This is a genomic window from Streptomyces sp. FH025 (assembly GCF_017427025.1).
Taxonomy (GTDB): domain Bacteria; phylum Actinomycetota; class Actinomycetes; order Streptomycetales; family Streptomycetaceae; genus Kitasatospora.
Window position 1 is genome coordinate 1 of sequence record NZ_JAFLNG010000101.1, and the last position, 16,250, is coordinate 16,250.

Here is a 16,250-nt window from a genome sequence, read left to right on the forward strand (position 1 = left end):
ACGACCCGTGGGCGTCCAGCGCTCCGTCGGGTGGGAACCAGGGCGGCGGCGGCTGGGGTGGAAACTCCGGCGGCGGCTACTCGGAAGAGCCCCCGTTCTAAGAGCTGACAGATTTCGTGCGGCCCGGCCGCCGGCGTCCCCGGACGCCCGCCGGGCCGTGAACCCCAAATGGAGCACACAATGGCGAAGCCGCCTGCTCGCAAGCCGAAGAAGAAGGTTTGCGTCTTCTGCAAGGACAAGGTCAACTACGTTGACTACAAGGACACGAACCTGCTGCGGAAGTACATCTCCGACCGCGGCAAGATCCGTGCCCGCCGGGTCACCGGCAACTGCACCCAGCACCAGCGCGACGTCGCCACGGCCGTGAAGAACAGCCGTGAGATGGCGCTGCTGCCCTACACCAGCACCGCGCGCTAAGAGAGGGTGACCCAGTAATGAAGATCATCCTCACTCACGAGGTGCCGGGTCTCGGCTCCGCCGGCGAGGTCGTCGAGGTCAAGGACGGCTACGCCCGCAACTACCTGGTCCCGCGTGGCTACGCCATCCGCTGGACCAAGGGTGGTCAGAAGGACGTCGACGCCATCCGTCGCGCCCGCAAGATCCACGAGATCCAGACCCTTGAGGCCGCCAACGAGGTCAAGGGCAAGCTCGAGGGCGTCCAGGTCAAGCTGGCCGTTCGCTCGGGCGAGGCCGGCCGCCTGTTCGGCTCGGTCACCCAGGCCGACGTCGTCGAGGCCATCAAGGCCGCCGGCGGCCCGGCGGTGGACAAGCGCGCCGTCGCGATCGCCTCGCCGATCAAGACCGTGGGCACCCACAAGGTCTCGGTCAAGCTGCACTCCGACGTCCTGGCCAACCTGGACATCGCGGTCGTCGCTGCCTGAGCTCCGTAGCAGTGGCCCGAGGGCCGGACTCCTCCCGGGGAGTCCGGCCCTCGGTCGTTTCCCGGCCCGGTACCTCCCGGCCCCCGCGGTTCCTGGCTCCGCGCGGCTCCTCAGCCCCGTACGGCGCCGGTGACCAGCCAGCGGCCGCCGCGGGCGCGGGCGACCAGGAAGGCGGCGCGGACCAGCATGAACAGGTTCATCGCCCACCAGAGCCCGGCCAGCCCGGTGCCGGTGGCCGGCACCAGGAGGGCCGCCGGGGCGAACACGGCCAGGGTCGCGAGCGCCGCCCAGGCCAGGTACGGGCCGTCCCCGGCGCCCATCAGCACCCCGTCCAGCACGAAGACCAGCCCGGCCACCGGCTGGCTGAGCGCGAGCAGCAGCAGCGCGGTGTGCAGTTGCCCCTGCACCACCGGGTCGGGGGTGAAGAGCGGGACGTACAGCGGGCGGGCGAGCACCACCAGCAGGCCGAGCACCACCCCGGAGCCGATGCCCCACTCGACCATCCGCCGGGTGGCCGCCCGGGCGCCGGGGACGTCCGAGGCGCCCAGGTAGCGGCCGATGATGGCCTGCCCGGCGATCGCGATGGCGTCCAGCGCGAAGGCCAGGAAGCTGAACAGGGTCATGGTGATCTGGTGCGCGGCCACCTGGTCGTCGCCGAGCCGGGCGGCCACCGCGGTGGCGAGCATCAGCACCGCGCGCAGGCTGAGCGTCCGGACCAGCAGCGGACCGCCCGCCCGCGCGCTCGCCCGGATGCCCGCCGCGTCCGGCCGCAGCGTGGCCCGCTCCCGGCGGGCGCCGCGGACCACCACGACCAGGTAGACGGTGGCCATCCCGGTCTGCGCCAGCACGGTGCCCCAGGCCGAGCCGGCCACCCCGAGTCCGGCGCCGTACACCAGGCCGACGTTCAGGCCGATGTTGGCGGTGAAGCCCGCGACGGCCACCAGCAGCGGTGTACGGGTGTCCTGGAGGCCGCGCAGCACCCCGGTGGCGGCCAGCACCAGGAGCATCGCCGGGATGCCCAGGGAGCTGATCCGCAGGTACGTCACGGCGTACGGCGCGGCGGTCGGCGAGGCGCCCAGCACCTCGGCCGCCCAGGGGGCCAGCAGCAGGGTGAGCAGGACCACCGGGATGGCCAGGCCGAGGGCGAGCCAGAGTCCGTCGATGCCCTGCTGGACGGCGCCCCGGCGGTCCCCGGCGCCGATCCGGCGGGCCACCGCGGCGGTGGTGGCGTAGGCGAGGAAGACGAACACGCCGGTCGCGGTGGTGAGGGCGGCGGAGGCGACCCCGACCCCGGCCAGCTGGGGGGTGCCGAGGTGGCCGACGATCGCGGAGTCGGCCATCAGGAAGAGCGGCTCGGCGACCAGTGCGCCGAAGGCCGGCACGGCGAGGGCGAGGATCTCTCGGTCGTGCCGGCGTCTGGGGGGCGCTGAGGGGGCGGCGGTCATGGGCTCCAGGGTACTCATCCACAGGTAATGGTCACCATGCCAATTCAGTCATTACTCGAAATCCTGAGCGACGCACCCGACCCGCTCCGTGCCCACAGCCGTTCGGCGGCGTGTGAAGAATTTCTCATGCACAGGCCCGGGGCGGGGGAATCGCAGGTCAGCCGGTTGACGGTGGATCGATCGTCGGGTTATCCACAGGGACGTCCACAGGGGTGTCCACAGCTTTGCGGCAGTTCTCCACAGGCAGGGGCCACTCATCCACACCCCCTGTGGATAACCGTCTTGGCGCAAGGGCGTCCGGCGCCTTAGCGTGGGCCGTCCGCCCGACACTCCCGCCCGCCCCGGCGTCCGATTTGTCGGAGCCGTGGCGTACAAAGAGGAGCGGATCCGCTCCACCCAGCCACCGGCAAGGCCCGCTCCAACTTCGCACCACTCGCTGATCGGGGAACACGCGTGACCGGCCCCCAGTACGACGACCACGACGCCCCGCCGCCGGAGGAGGACTGGCAGACCGCCGAGGACCCCTTCCCGGCCGGTGCCTTCGACGACGCGCCCTTCCCGGCCGGCCCCGGCGACCGGCTGCCGGTCTCCCGCAACCGCGGCGGCCAGGGCGGCCAGAGCGGTCAGGGCGGGGGCCGGGGCGAGGGCTTCCGCAAGGGCGGCTTCAAGAACGGCAAGGGTGATCGCGACCGCCGCGACGACCGCGAGGACGGCGGCCAGGGCGGCGCGGACGGCTTCGAGCGCGTCCCCCCGCAGGACCTCGCCGCCGAGCAGTCCGTCCTGGGCGGCATGCTGCTGTCCAAGGACGCCATCGCCGACGTGGTCGAGGTGCTCAAGCCGGCCGACTACTACCGGCCCGCGCACGAGATGATCCACGGCGCGATCCTCGACCTGTACGCCCGCGGCGAGCCGGCCGACCCGATCACCGTGGCCGGCGAGCTGACCAAGCGCGGCGAGCTGCAGCGCGTCGGCGGCGCCTCCTACCTGCACACCCTGGTCAACTCCGTCCCGACGGCGGCCAACGCCGAGTACTACGCCCAGATCGTCAACGAGCGCGCCGTCCTGCGCCGCCTGGTCGAGGCCGGCACCCGGATCGCCGGGATGGGCTACGCGGCCGAGGGCGACGTGGACGAGATCGTCAACGCCGCCCAGGCGCAGATCTACGCCGTCACCGAGCAGCGCACCAACGAGGACTACGCGCCGCTCGCCGACATCATGGAGGGGGCCCTCGACGAGATCGAGTCGATCGGCTCCCGCAACGGCCAGATGTCCGGCGTGCCGACCGGCTTCGCCGACTTCGACCAGCTCACCAACGGGCTGCACCCCGGTCAGATGATCGTCATCGCGGCCCGCCCCGCCATGGGTAAGTCCACCCTCGCGCTGGACTTCGCCCGGGCCTGCTCGATCCACAACAAGCTGCCGAGCGTGATCTTCTCGCTCGAAATGGGGCGCAACGAGATCGCCATGCGCCTGCTGTCCGCCGAGGCCCGGGTCGCGCTGCACCACATGCGCTCCGGCAGCATGACGGACGACGACTGGACCAGGGTCGCCCGCCGGATGCCGGACGTCAGCGAGGCACCGCTGTTCATCGACGACTCGCCGAACCTGTCGATGATGGAGATCCGCGCCAAGTGCCGGCGGTTGAAGCAGCGCAACGACATCAAACTGATCGTCATCGACTACCTCCAGCTGATGCAGTCCGGCGGCTCCCGCCGGGCCGAGAACCGCCAGCAGGAGGTCTCGGACATGTCCCGTAACCTCAAGCTGCTGGCCAAGGAGCTCGAAGTCCCGGTCATCGCGCTCTCCCAGCTGAACCGTGGCCCCGAGCAGCGGACCGACAAGCGGCCGATGGTCTCGGACCTCCGAGAGTCGGGCTCGATCGAGCAGGACGCGGACATGGTCATCCTGCTGCACCGCGAGGACGCCTACGAGAAGGAGTCCCCGCGCGCGGGCGAGGCCGACCTGATCGTCGCCAAGCACCGTAACGGCCCCACCGCCACCATCACGGTGGCCTTCCAGGGCCACTACTCGCGCTTCGTCGACATGACCCGGGACTGACAGACCGGCAGGGGGCCGCCCCGGCACTGACCCCCGGCCGGGGCGGGGTCCCCCGGATGGGCTAGTCTCCGGCGGATGACGACCAAGGGATCACTGGCTCGATGGAGAGCAGGGAGGGCCGGGCGGGGGGACCGCGCCGCCGCTCCGGGGAGCCGGCTCGGCTGGCTGGACGCGCTGCGCGGGATCGCCGCACTGGCCGTGGCGGCCCATCACTTCGAGATCCTGAAACTGATCCCGCACGGCGCCACCATCTCGGCCAACTTCGACCTCGGCTTCTACGGGGTCATCGCGTTCTTCATCGTCAGCGGGTACATCATCCCGGCCTCGCTGGAGCGCCGCGGTGACGTCCGGGCCTTCTGGATCGGCCGGATCTTCCGGATCTACCCGGCGCTGATCGTGAGCATGCTCTTCGCCGAGTTCGTCCTGCCGCACGACTACCAGGTCCTCACCTTCGACGGCTTCAAGCACGACAAGCTCTGGCTGGCGGGCAACGGCCTGATGCTGACGGACGTGCTGGGCGTGGTGAACGGGCTCAGTGTGAGCTGGACGCTGACGTACGAGATGCTCTTCTACTTCTTCGTCAGCAGCCTCTTCACGTTCGCCTGGCACCGGCGCAGCGCACCGATCGCGGTCGGGGCGGGGGCGATCGCACTCGCGCTGGGCGTCGTGATCCCCTCGTGGAGCCTGCAGACCAGCGCCCAGGCGATCATCAACCTCACGGGCGCCGCCGTGGTCATCGTGGGCATGGGCGTCCTCTGCATGCTCAGCGGCAACGCGTCCCTGGCCAGGACCGGCGGTCTGCTGCTGGGCGGGCTCGGTCTGGTGCTGGTGTTCACCAACGGCCGGGTGCCCGCGTTCGAGACCTTCACCATCTTCGCGACGATGTTCGCGGGCACGGTGATCTACCGGGCGCAGCACGGGCAGATCGAGCGGATCGAGGCCTGGCTGTCGGTCGGGTTCGTGGTGGTGGCGGGCGCCCTGGTGGGGTGGATGTACAACCGGGACGCGATGGCGCACGCGACCTCGACCTTCACCTGGACGGCGTGGACCAACGCCTACCTGGCGGCGTGGGCGTCGTTCGGCTTCTTCTTCCTGCTGCGCAAGCGGCGGCTGCCGCGCGCGCTGGTCTGGCTGGGCGCGGTGAGCTTCTCGGTCTACCTGATGCACTGGCCGGTGAAGATGTTCCTGCTGTGGCGGTTCGGCTGGGACCGGAACTACTACCCGGACAAGCTGGCCTCGCTGCCGCCCCTGGAGCGGTGGTCGTGGGTGGCCGGGTACGTCGCGTTGCTGCTGGTGGCCTGCTGGGTGGTGTACCGGCTGGTGGAGATCCCGTTCCAGAAGCTGGGCCGCAAGCTGACCACGGCGGCGAACCGGCGGTGGCCGCAGCAGTCCCTGGAGCGGCCGGCGCCGGCCGTCGTCCCGGCGCAGGCCCCGGGGGCGGCGGAGTCGGCGCTGGTGGCCACGGGCGTGGGTCCGGGCCCGGGCGGTCAGGAGAAACGGACTGACTGAGCGACGCCGGGCGGCGGGAACGTTCCTGCCGCCCGGCGTCCCGGTTCACGGCCCGTCGGGAGCGACCGCTCTCGACGGGCCGCGTGCGTGCGGTCAGAGCCGGTGTCAGAACCGGTGTCAGAACCAGTGCAGGCAGTGCGGGGCGCGCTCGGCGCGGAAGAGGGCGTCGGCGAGGGCGGCCGCGCCAGGGTGGTGGGCCCGGACGTGTCCGGCGCGCACCAGCGTGCTCGGGGCGGTGCCGCCCAGGTAGACCGAGCCGAGGTCGCTGACGTCCAGGGAGAGGTCGGGCTCCCGGTCCGTCGGGACGCAGTCGGCCTTGCCGTCCCGGACGGTCAGCAGGAGGCGGTGGTGCTCGCCGAGGAACGGGTCGTCCACGTCGAGGACCAGCTCGCCGTCGGTGAACCAGTCGCGCGCGGTCAGCGCGCGCGGGACGTCCAGCAGCCGGACCCAGAGCCAGTCGGTGTGGTTGGTCAGCTGACCGGCGTTGAAGTCCGCGAGCTGCCAGCGCAGCGGGTGCTCCGGCGGGAAGTGCTTGAACACGACCTCGGTGATCAGGTCGTGGCCGAGCGCGTACCGGGCCAGGGCGGTGTGGGCGGTGTCGTCGAGGGCGATGACCTCGTCGACCGTCAGGGTGTCGCCGCTGACCGAGTAGCTGGCGTAGCCGTCCGGGACGCCGTCCGCGTCGCGGTGGACGGCGACGTAGCGCGGCGCCGGGGCGATCGGGGGCTGCCCGGCGCCCAGGGCCCACCAGTGGTGCGGCCGGGACAGCGCGCCGGGCTGCGCGCGGCGGTACCGGTCGTAGACCTCCTCCAGGAGGTCCACGCACTCGGCGCGGCGCAGCAGTTCGACCGATCCGGTGTCCCCGCCGCCGGCCCGGGGCGCGGCGAGGGCGGCCCGGTGGCGCGGCACCGTCAGCCGCTGGGTGTACGTCGCCGGCCCGTAGCCGAACCGGCGGTAGATCACGGCCTCGGAGGCCAGCAGCACGGAGAGGAACTCGCCCCGGGCCCGCACGTCGTCGAGCTGGTGCCGCATCATCGCGGTGAGCACGCCCTGGCGCCGGTGCGAGGGCAGCACGCCGACGGAGGTCACCCCGGGGACCGGGACGACGGCCCCGCCGGGCAGGGTGAGCTCCAGGGAGTACGCACCGGCGGTGCCGACGGGCCGCCCTTCCGCCGTCACGGCGAGCAGGTTGCGGTCCATCTCGGTCGCCGCCCACCAGACCCCGCCGCCGTCCTCGCCCGGCGTCTCGGGGAAGCGCGCGAACGCGGCGTGGAGGGTGTCGACGAAGACGCCGCGGTCCTGCTCGGTGGTGGGACGGATCTCCATTGCTACCGCTGCCTCCTGGGGATGCCGACGCCACGACGTGTGACGCCTCGTCACAGTGCAGCGGCGCCCCCTGCCGGGGTCAACCGAATTACGGCGGCCCGCGGCCCCGGTCAGACGGTGACGGTGGCGCGGAAGAGCGTGCCGCCGGTGCCGGAGAGGCGGGTCGGGGTGCCGACGGCCGGCAGGAAGGCGGACTGGCCGCGGGCGAGGTCCAGCACGGTGCCGTCGGCGGCGGTCAGCCGTACCGTGCCCCCGGTGCAGAGCAGGATCTGCGGGGTGCGGCCGTCGATCTCCCGCTCGACGCCGTCCAGTTCGAAGCGGGAGAGCCGGAACTCGTCGATCGGGACGGGGTAGAGCTGCTCGCCGGGGGTGCCGCCGACCGCGACCGGGTGCACCACCTCGGGCGCACCGGGTTCGAAGACCACGACCTTCAGCAGCTCCGGCACGTCGATGTGCTTGGGGGTGAGGCCGGCCCGCAGCACGTTGTCCGAGTTGGCCTGGAGCTCGACGCAGACGCCGGACAGGTAGGCGTGCGGCACCCCGGCACCCAGGTAGAGCGCCTCGCCGGCCCGCAGCCGTACATGGTTGAGCAGCATGGCGGCGATCACGCCGCGGTCCTCGGGGAAGTCCTCGGCGATCCGGGCGTACGGGGCGTGCTCGCCGTCCGGGCGGGTGCGGGCCAGCTCTTCGACGGTGTGCCGGACGGTCTCCCCGTCCAGGGCGAGGGCGGCGGCCAGGGCGCCGCGCAACGCCTCGGGCTCGTCCGCGAGGCGCAGCCGGTCGATCACCGGGGCGAGCCCGGGCACCGCGAGCGCGGCCAGCAGCCCGGCCGCCTCGGCGGGCCGGCGGAAGCCGCACAGGCCCTCGAAATCGCCGAGTGCGCACACCATTTCGGGCTTGTGGTTGGCGTCGCGGTAGCTGCGCTCGGGGGCGTCCGACGGGATGCCGAGGGCGTTCTCGGCGGCGAAGCCGGCCCGGGCCTGGTCGAGCGTGGGGTGCGCCTGGATGGACAGCGGGATGCCGGCGGCGAGCACCTTGAACAGGAACGGCAGGGTCGGGCCGAACCTGGCCACGCTCGCGGCGCCCAGCTCGCGCTCGGGGTCGGCCGCGATCAGCTCGTCCAGTCGCCGGGGCCCCTCGCCGCGGTCGGCGCGGGACGGGTCGCCGGGGTGGGCGCCCATCCACAGCTCGGCCTGTGGTTCGCCGGTCGGCTCCTGTCCCAGTAGCTCGGGCAGGGCCGTGAGCGACCCCCAGGCGTACGGGCGGACGGTGTTGACGAGCCTGTCCATGCGCGCGGTCCTACTCCTTCGCTGTCTGGGCGGGTGTGCCGGATCGCCGGGGCGGCCCCGGCGTGCGGGCGGGTCCGGGCACGGGCAAGGTCACCGACCCTAGCCGACCCTCACCACCCAGGGGGAAACGGTGGGCATCCGGTGGGAGTGCCATGATCGGACCGGTGGTTCCCGGGCGCGGTAGTAGGATGCCAAAACGCAGTAGTCTCCGCCCCGCACAGCAATCTCCACCGCGGTCGTTCCGTCGGCGGGCTGTCGGCGGGGCCGCGTTTCCAGAGTTGCGGGCGACGGTGTTCTGACACCCCCCGCCATCGGCCGAGAGGTTTGTACGTGACCGTGAACCAGCAGAGTTTTGCTGATCTCGGCAAGGTCCTGGTGATCATCCCGACCTACAACGAGGCGGAGAACGTCGAGCGGATCGTGGGCCGGGTGCGCGCCGCCGTGCCCGAGGCCCACGTGCTGGTCGCCGACGACAACAGCCCGGACGGCACCGGCGAGCTGGCCGACAAGCTGGCCGCCGAGGACCTCAACGTCCACGTGATGCACCGCAAGGGCAAGGAGGGCCTGGGCGCCGCCTACCTCGCGGGCTTCCGCTGGGGCATCGACCACGGCTACGACGTCCTGGTCGAGATGGACGCGGACGGCTCGCACCAGCCCGAGGAGCTGGACCGGCTGCTGAGCGCGCTGCGCGGTGCCGACCTGGTGCTGGGCTCGCGCTGGGTGCCGGGCGGCCGGGTGGTGAACTGGCCGAAGTCGCGGCTGCTGCTGTCGCGCGGCGGCTCGACCTACTCGCGGCTGATGCTGGGCGTGCCGATCCGGGACGTCACCGGCGGCTACCGGGCCTTCCGCAAGGAGACCCTGCTGGGCCTGGGCATGGACGAGGTGGCCTCGGCCGGGTACTGCTTCCAGGTCGACCTGGCCTGGCGCACGGTGAAGGCCGGGTTCAAGGTCGCCGAGGTGCCGATCACCTTCGTCGAGCGCGAGCTGGGCGCGTCCAAGATGAGCCGCAACATCGTCGTCGAGGCGCTCTGGCGGGTGACCTCCTGGGGGATCTCCGACCGGGTGGCGCGACTGCGCGGGGGCGCGAAGAAGCGCTGACCCGCCGTCCCGTTCCACGGCCGAAGGGCCCGTCCGCCGTACTCCGGCGGGCGGGCCCTTCGTCGTTCCCGGAGGACGGGGGCGGGTACGGGCCCGGTCAGCAGCCGTCCTTGAGGGGGCTCTCCGGCAGGTAGCGGTCGGCCCAGACGGCCAGCTCGTTGAGCGCGGGCTTCAGGGCGATGCCGCCCTCGGTGAGCCGGTAGCTGACCCGCAGCGGCGGGCCCGCGTCGACCTCGCGGACGACCAGCCCGGCCTCGGCCAGTTCGGTCAGCCGGTCGGAGAGCATGCGCTCGCTGATGCCGGGAACGGTCCGGCGCAGCTCGGAGAAGTAGGCGGGGCCGCCGTTGTTGAGCACGCCCAGCAGCAGGCCGGTCCAGCGCTTGCCGAGCAGGGTGAACACCCGGTTGAGGGCCCGGTCGACGTTGACGCACTCGCCGTGGCCGCCCGCGTCGCACACGTCGGCGGTGGACGGGACTCCTTCGGTCACTGCTCCGCGTTCGGCCATGCCTCCAGCGTACTAGACCTGTCACTAGTGACTATAGAAAAGTAAGCTGCTACCGTACTTGCAGCTGCGACGGAAACAGCAGCTACTTATTCTCTGGAGGCTACTCATGCCCACGCTTCTGCACATCGACTCCTCCGCGGTCGCCGACGGCTCCGTCTCCCGCGAGGTCACCGCCGCCTTCCGTGCCGCCTGGCTGGCCGAGAACCCGGACGGCACGGTGATCCACCGGGACCTCGCCGCCGCGCCGGTCCCGCACCTGGACCTGCACGGCATCACCGCCGGCTTCGCCCCGGCCGAGGCGCGCAACGCCGAGCAGGCCGCCGCCTTCGCGCTGCGCGAGGAGCTGATGGCCGAGCTGGAGGGCGCCGACGCCGTCGTGATCGGCACCCCGATGTACAACTTCACGATCCCCTCGACCCTCAAGGCCTGGCTGGACCAGGTGATCCTGGTCGGCCGCACCGCCGGCGAGGAGCCCTCCGCCAAGGGCACCCCGGTCACCGTGGTCGCCGCCCGCGGCGGCTCGTACGCGCCGGGCGCCCCGCGCGAGCCGTTCGAGTTCGTCACCACCTACCTGGAGAAGGTGCTGACCGGCATGCTCGGGCTGGAGGTCGACTTCATCGTCCCGGAGTTCACCCTGGCGGCGAGCGTCCCGGCGATGGCCGACTTCGTCCCGCAGGCCGCCGCGTCCAAGGCCCAGGCGCTGGAGCAGGCCACCCGCCGCGGCAAGGAGGTCGCCGCCCCGGTCGCGGTGTGACGTGAGCCTCAGGCCCGGAACGCACGCCCCGCCGGGCGCGCCTTCCGGGCATTCGGCCGTTGGTGCTCCCATGCTGTAGGGCGCAGACAATCCGACCGCCGACCAGAGGGAGCAGCCCGTGACGTCGTCGTCCCCGCCCGAGGAGAGCGCCGACGCGGAGCGGGTGGACGCCGAGCCCGTCGAGGCCGGCGCCGCCGCGACCGGCACCGCAGGGGAGGCCGAGCGGCCCGCCCGGCCGCTGGAGGTCGCCGTCTTCACCGGCCCCGAGTCGGCCTTCTTCGCCACCTCCACGCTGATCCTCGGCGAGCGGACCGCGATCCTGGTGGACGCCCAGCTCACCCGCAGCGCCGGACGCGAACTGGCCGAGTGGGTCGCGGGCAAGGGCCGCCGACTGCTGGCCATCGTGGTCACCCACCAGCACCCCGACCACTACTTCGGTGCCGAGGAGGTGCTGAAGCTCTTCCCCGAGGCGCAGCTGCTGGCCGCGCCGGCCGTGGTCGAGGGCATCCGGAGCACCGTCGCCGCCAAGGTCGCGCGGTGGAAGCCGGTGTACGGCGACGACATCCCCGACCACCCGCTGATCCCCGCCCCGCTGCTGCCGCAGCCGCTGATGCTCGACCGCCAGGTCATCCCGGTGCTGCTGCTCGGCCAGGCCGACTGCGGGGAGTCCACGGTGGTCCACGTGCCGAGCGTCCGGACCGTCGTCGCCGGGGACTTCGTCGCCAACGGCACCCACGTGTGGACCGCCGACACCACCCCGGCCCAGCGCACCACCTGGGGGCACAACCTCGGCCGGATCGCCGACCTCGGCGCGGACCGGGTGATCGCCGGGCACCGCGCCCCGGACCAGGGCGACGACGCGGCCCGGGTGCTCGCCTTCACGGGGGAGTACCTCCAGGACTTCGACCGGCTGCTGGCCGAGCACCCGGACGACCCGGAGGCGCTGGTCACGGCGATGAACGCGCGGTACGGGGAGCTGACCCTGCCGTCCTTCCTGCACCTGGGCGCGGCCGCGAACACCGCCGCCCGGGCCGCCTCGCCGGAGGCCGCTTCCCCGGAGGCCGGTTCCCCGGAGGCGGGCGAGGACGAGGCCGGTTCCCCGGAGGCCGGCGAGGAGGAGTAGCGCGGGATACTGGCCGCATGACGCCGTACGACGCGATCGTCCCGGCGGGCGGGGCCGCCCGGCGGCTCGGCGGGGCCGACAAGCCCGGCCTGACCGTGGGGGAGACCACCCTGCTGGACCGGGTGCTCGCCGCCTGCACGGGCGCCCGTACCACCGTCGTCGTCGGCCCGGCCCGGCCGACCGTGCGCGACGGGGTCCGCTGGAGCAGGGAGCGGCCGCCCGGCGGCGGGCCGGTCGCCGCCGTCGCGGCGGGGCTCGACCTGGTCACCGCCGACACCGTGCTGCTGCTCGCCGCCGACCTGCCCTTCCTGGACCGGCGGACGGTCGAGCGGCTGGTCACCGCCCTCGACGAGGCCGGGGCGGGCGCGAACGCCGCCGTCCTGGTCGACGCGGGCGGACGCGAACAGCCGCTCGCCGCCGCCTACCGCACCGCCCCGCTGCGCACCGCGCTGGCCGCCCTCGGCGAGCCGGCCGGCCTCCCGCTGCGCCGGCTCACCGGGGGCCTCGCCCGGATCCTGGTGGCCGACGTCGACAACGTCGCCTACGACTGCGACACCTGGGAGGACCTCGAACAGGCCCGGCGGCGCGACAGCCGCTGACGGCCCCGGCCCCCGGACCGTGAGGGAGACGACGCGCCCCGCACCCGGGGCGAACACGACCGCGAAACCGCCGATCAGGCAGCATGGGCGCATGGAGCGCACGCTGGAAGACTGGATCGCCGAGGTCAAGGCCGACCTGGGCATCGACCTGGACGTGGACGTCCGGGAACTGCTCGACGTGGCCCGGGTGGTCGCGCACGGAGTGGCCAGGCCCGCCGCGCCGCTGACCGCCTTCCTGATCGGCTACGCGGCCGCGCAGCGGGGCGGCGGGCCGGAGGCCGTCGCCGAGGCGTCCCGACGGGCGGCGGCACTCGCCGAGCGCCGGGCCGCCGCCGCGGCACCGGAGGAGCCGTGAGCACGGTCGGAGGGACCACCGTGGCCGCCGCCCCCGCCACCGGCCCCGGCGTGCTGACCTGGGCGCGGGCCCGGGAGACCGCGCGCCGGGCCGGGCCGCGCCCGCTGCCCGCGCTCGGACTGCCGCTGGCCGAGACGCTCGGGCACACCCTCGCCGAGCCGCTCGACGCGCTGACCGACCTGCCCGCCTTCGACACCTCCGCGATGGACGGCTGGGCGGTCGCCGGCCCCGGGCCCTGGCGGGTCGCCGGGCGGGTGCTGGCCGGGCGCACCGAGGTGGCGCCGCTGGCCGACGGCAGCGCCGTGGAGATCGCCACCGGGGCCCAGCTGCCCGCCGGCGCCACCGCCGTACTGCGCCGTGAGCACGGCCGGGCGGAGGGCACGCTGCTGTACGACCGCGGGCCCCGTCCGTTGACCACCGGTCAGGACGTCCGCCCGCGCGGCCAGGAGTGCCACCGGGGCGATGAGTTGCTGCCGGCCGGGGCGGTGGTCGGCCCCGCGGTGCTCGGCCTGGCCGCCGCCTGCGGCCACGACCGGCTCACCGTCCGGCGCCGACCGGTGGTCCAAGTCCTCGTCCTCGGGGACGAGTTGCTCGCCGCCGGGATTCCCGGACCGGGACTGGTCCGGGACGCGCTCGGCCCACTGCTGCCGCCCTGGCTGCGGTCGGCCGGTGCCGAGGTGGCCGAAGTCCGGTGCGTGCGCGACGACTTCGGACTGCTGAGGGACGCGCTGCGGCACTCCACCGCCGATGTCGTGGTCACCACCGGCGGAACGGCCGCCGGACCGGTGGACTTCCTGCACCGGGCACTGGCCGAGGCCGGGGCACGACTGCTGGTGGACGGTGTGGCCGTCCGGCCCGGGCATCCCATGCTGCTGGCCGAACTCCCGGGCGGCCGCCACCTGGTGGGCCTGCCCGGCAACCCGCTGGCGGCCGTCGCCGGGGTGGTCACGCTCGCCCTGCCGCTGCTGCACGCCCGCAGCGGGCGCACCGTCGCCGCCCCCGCGCTCGCCCCGGCGGCGGTCGCGCTGCCCGGGCACCCGGTGGACACCCGGCTGCAGCCGGTGCGGCGCACCGCCGGGGGTGTCGTCCCGATCGCCTTCGACGGGCCCGCGATGCTGCGCGGCCTCGCCCGGGCCGAGGCGCTGGCGGTGGTGCCGCCCGGCGGCGCGGCGGCGGGGGAGACGGTCGAACTGGTGGAGGTGCCGTGAGCGGGCGATGGGGGTACCCCCGGCCGGAGGCCGGGGGAGAGCTCACCCCTGAGAGGTGCGCATGAGCAGGTTGCGACGCGCTTCGGCGCCGGGGACGGAGCCGTGGGCGGACGCCGGGATCGTGCTGCCCGCCCGGCGGGCGGAGCCGGCCGTCCGGCAGGTCGGTTCGCGGCTGCTGCTGGCGCTCGCCGTCCTGGTCGCCACCACGGTCATCGTGTACCTGGACCGGGGCGGCTACAACGACAACGCGGGCGGTGAACTCAGCTTCCTGGACGCGGCGTACTACGCGACCGTGACGCTCTCCACCACCGGGTACGGCGACATCACGCCGTACAGCGACACCGCCCGGCTCACCAACATCTTCGTGATCACCCCGCTGCGCGTGGTGTTCCTGATCATCCTGGTCGGCACCACGCTGGAGGTGCTCACCGAACGGACCCGCCTGCAATGGCGGTTGAACCGCTGGAGGTCCACCGTGCGCGAGCACACCGTCGTCATCGGCTACGGGACGAAGGGGCGCAGCGCCGTCGACACGCTGCTCGGCCAGGGGGTGAAGAAGGAGGAGATCGTCGTCGTCGACCCGCAGCGCAAGGTGGTCGACCAGGCCGCGCAGCACGGCCTGGTCGGCGTGGTCGGCGACGCGACCCGGACCGACACCCTGGTGCGCGCCGGCCTGCCCACGGCGGCCCGGGTGGTGGTCGCACCCGAGCGGGACGACACCGCCGTGCTGATCACCCTGACGGCGCGCCAGTTGAACAAGGCCGCCACCGTGGTCGCGGCGGTGCGGGAGGACGAGAACGCGCCTCTGCTGCGGCAGAGCGGCGCCGACGTCGTGGTCACCAGCTCCAGTTCGGCCGGGCGGCTGCTCGGGCTGTCGATGCTCAGCCCGCACGCGGGGGCGGTGATGGAGGACCTGCTGACGTACGGCAAGGGGATGGACGTGGTCGAACGCCCGGTCACCCGGGCCGAGGCCGGGCACAGTCCGCGCGAGTGCGAGGAGTTGGTGGTCGCGGTGGTCCGGGGCCGGCGGGTGCTCAACTACACCGAGCCGGAGGCCGCGGTGCTCCAGCTCACCGACCGGGTGATCGTCATTCGCTCGACCGGCCGGGGTGGGGTCTGACGGCCGAACTGCCCTGAAGCGCAGTAGGTTCGGGGCATGCATGCGATGACGATTCCCGTACCCGGCGGTCCCGAGGCGCTCGTGTGGGCCGAGGTGCCCGAACCGGTGCCCGGTGAGGGCGAGGTCCTGGTCGAGGTGGCGGCCACCGCCGTCAACCGCGCCGATCTGCTCCAGCGGAAGGGCGCCTACAACCCGCCGCCCGGTGCCTCGCCCTACCCGGGGCTGGAGTGCGCCGGGCGGATCGTGGCGCTCGGGGCGGGGGTGTCCGGCTGGGCGGTCGGCGACGAGGTGTGCGCGCTGCTGTCCGGTGGCGGCTACGCGCAGCGGGTCGCGGTGCCGACCGGGCAGTTGCTGCCGCTGCCCAAGGGGCTGAGCCCGGAGCAGGCCGCGGCGCTGCCGGAGGTGGCCTGCACGGTGTGGTCCAATGTCTTCCTCACGGCGCACCTCCGGCCGGGCGAGACGGTGCTGCTGCACGGCGGCGCGAGCGGTATCGGGACGATGGCGATCCAGCTGGCCAAGGCGGTCGGCGCGCGGGTCGCGGTGACGGCGGGCAGCCCGGAGAAGCTGGCCCGGTGCACCGAGTTGGGCGCGGACATCGCGATCGACTACCGCCGGCAGGACTTCGTCGAGGCGATCCTGGAGGCCACCGGCGGGGCCGGGGCGGACGTGATCCTGGACATCATGGGCGCCAAGTACCTGCAACGGAACGTGGAGGCGCTCGCGGTCAACGGCCGGCTGGTGGTCATCGGGCTGCAGGGCGGCGTGAAGGGCGAGCTGGACCTCAACACGCTGCTGCGCAAGCGGGCTGCGGTGATCGCCACCAACCTGCGCGGGCGGCCGCTGGCGGAGAAGGCGGCGATCGTGGCGGCGGTGCGGGAGCACGTGTGGCCGCTGATCGAGTCCGGAGTGGTGAAGCCGGTGGTGGACCGGGTGCTGCCGCTGACCGAGGCCGCGGAGGCGCACCGGGTGCTGGAGGCGGG

The 16,250-nt window shown here is 73.4% G+C and carries 14 protein-coding genes and 1 pseudogene; 11 read left to right on the forward strand and 4 right to left on the reverse strand.

From position 1 onward, the window contains the following. The first annotated feature begins 180 nt into the window (after positions 1–180). Together rpsR and rplI are read left to right on the forward strand one after the other, a co-directional pair. Positions 181–417: a 30S ribosomal protein S18 gene (gene rpsR, locus J0670_RS10425; protein WP_030059640.1), complete on the forward strand. Its 237-nt coding sequence runs from the start codon at positions 181–183 to the stop codon at positions 415–417. A gap of 17 nt (positions 418–434) precedes the next feature. Beyond that, positions 435–881, forward strand: a complete 447-nt coding sequence (rplI, locus tag J0670_RS10430) for a 50S ribosomal protein L9 (RefSeq protein ID WP_207811196.1) — start codon at positions 435–437, stop codon at positions 879–881. 110 nt (positions 882–991) lie between these two features. Here rplI and J0670_RS10435 read toward each other — a convergent pair whose 3' ends face one another. Continuing rightward, positions 992–2,326 (reverse strand): MATE family efflux transporter, encoded by a 1,335-nt coding sequence (locus J0670_RS10435; protein ID WP_207811197.1) that lies wholly within the window; start codon positions 2,324–2,326, stop codon positions 992–994. Positions 2,327–2,779: 453 nt separating this feature from the next. Between J0670_RS10435 and dnaB the strand changes: the two genes are divergently transcribed. Then, positions 2,780–4,384, forward strand: coding sequence for a replicative DNA helicase (gene dnaB, locus J0670_RS10440; protein ID WP_374223084.1), 1,605 nt, complete (start codon positions 2,780–2,782; stop codon positions 4,382–4,384). A gap of 75 nt (positions 4,385–4,459) precedes the next feature. Beyond that, positions 4,460–5,893, forward strand: coding sequence for an acyltransferase (locus tag J0670_RS10445; RefSeq protein WP_207811198.1), 1,434 nt, complete (start codon positions 4,460–4,462; stop codon positions 5,891–5,893). A gap of 117 nt (positions 5,894–6,010) precedes the next feature. Here the strand turns inward: J0670_RS10445 and J0670_RS10450 are convergent, their stop codons facing one another. Together J0670_RS10450 and manA are read right to left on the reverse strand one after the other, a co-directional pair. Then, complete coding sequence (locus J0670_RS10450) at positions 6,011–7,219, reverse strand: GNAT family N-acetyltransferase (protein ID WP_207811199.1); 1,209 nt, start codon at positions 7,217–7,219, stop codon at positions 6,011–6,013. Between the two features lie 110 nt (positions 7,220–7,329). Continuing rightward, positions 7,330–8,508 (reverse strand): mannose-6-phosphate isomerase, class I, encoded by a 1,179-nt coding sequence (manA, locus tag J0670_RS10455; protein ID WP_207811200.1) that lies wholly within the window; start codon positions 8,506–8,508, stop codon positions 7,330–7,332. 330 nt (positions 8,509–8,838) lie between these two features. Here manA and J0670_RS10460 point away from each other — a divergent pair, with 330 nt between their 5' ends. After that, a complete protein-coding gene (locus tag J0670_RS10460) occupies positions 8,839–9,606 on the forward strand; it encodes a polyprenol monophosphomannose synthase (RefSeq protein WP_207811201.1) in 768 nt (255 codons plus the stop codon). 97 nt (positions 9,607–9,703) lie between these two features. Here the strand turns inward: J0670_RS10460 and J0670_RS10465 are convergent, their stop codons facing one another. Continuing rightward, a complete protein-coding gene (locus tag J0670_RS10465) occupies positions 9,704–10,111 on the reverse strand; it encodes a helix-turn-helix domain-containing protein (protein ID WP_207811202.1) in 408 nt (135 codons plus the stop codon). Between the two features lie 106 nt (positions 10,112–10,217). Between J0670_RS10465 and J0670_RS10470 the strand changes: the two genes are divergently transcribed. From J0670_RS10470 to J0670_RS10495, 6 genes and pseudogenes are all read left to right on the forward strand, one after another. Then, positions 10,218–10,865, forward strand: coding sequence for an FMN-dependent NADH-azoreductase (locus tag J0670_RS10470; RefSeq protein WP_207811203.1), 648 nt, complete (start codon positions 10,218–10,220; stop codon positions 10,863–10,865). 118 nt (positions 10,866–10,983) lie between these two features. Further along, positions 10,984–11,988 carry an MBL fold metallo-hydrolase gene (locus J0670_RS10475; protein WP_207811204.1) on the forward strand — a complete coding sequence of 335 codons (1,005 nt, stop codon included), beginning with the start codon at positions 10,984–10,986 and terminating at the stop codon, positions 11,986–11,988. Positions 11,989–12,005: 17 nt separating this feature from the next. Beyond that, positions 12,006–12,942, forward strand: a pseudogene (locus J0670_RS10480) (NTP transferase domain-containing protein). Then, a complete protein-coding gene (locus tag J0670_RS10485; protein ID WP_374223085.1) occupies positions 12,939–14,150 on the forward strand; it encodes a molybdopterin molybdotransferase MoeA in 1,212 nt (403 codons plus the stop codon). Before J0670_RS10480 ends, J0670_RS10485 begins: the two are co-directional and overlap by 4 nt. A 61-nt stretch (positions 14,151–14,211) precedes the next feature. Beyond that, positions 14,212–15,270 (forward strand): TrkA family potassium uptake protein, encoded by a 1,059-nt coding sequence (locus tag J0670_RS10490; RefSeq protein ID WP_207811205.1) that lies wholly within the window; start codon positions 14,212–14,214, stop codon positions 15,268–15,270. 36 nt (positions 15,271–15,306) lie between these two features. Then, the coding region (locus tag J0670_RS10495) for an NAD(P)H-quinone oxidoreductase (RefSeq protein ID WP_207811206.1) at positions 15,307–16,250 on the forward strand (944 nt) is incomplete at its 3' end.

Bases quoted from the DNA above. Each gene is read 5' to 3' on its own strand.
- rpsR (WP_030059640.1), top strand. From the start codon at position 181: ATGGCGAAGCCGCCTGCTCGCAAGCCGAAGAAGAAGGTTTGCGTCTTC.
- rplI (WP_207811196.1), top strand. From the start codon at position 435: ATGAAGATCATCCTCACTCACGAGGTGCCGGGTCTCGGCTCCGCCGGC.
- J0670_RS10435 (WP_207811197.1), bottom strand. From the start codon at position 2,326: ATGACCGCCGCCCCCTCAGCGCCCCCCAGACGCCGGCACGACCGAGAG.
- J0670_RS10445 (WP_207811198.1), top strand. From the start codon at position 4,460: ATGACGACCAAGGGATCACTGGCTCGATGGAGAGCAGGGAGGGCCGGG.
- J0670_RS10450 (WP_207811199.1), bottom strand. From the start codon at position 7,219: ATGGAGATCCGTCCCACCACCGAGCAGGACCGCGGCGTCTTCGTCGAC.
- manA (WP_207811200.1), bottom strand. From the start codon at position 8,508: ATGGACAGGCTCGTCAACACCGTCCGCCCGTACGCCTGGGGGTCGCTC.
- J0670_RS10465 (WP_207811202.1), bottom strand. From the start codon at position 10,111: ATGGCCGAACGCGGAGCAGTGACCGAAGGAGTCCCGTCCACCGCCGAC.
- J0670_RS10470 (WP_207811203.1), top strand. From the start codon at position 10,218: ATGCCCACGCTTCTGCACATCGACTCCTCCGCGGTCGCCGACGGCTCC.
- J0670_RS10490 (WP_207811205.1), top strand. From the start codon at position 14,212: ATGAGCAGGTTGCGACGCGCTTCGGCGCCGGGGACGGAGCCGTGGGCG.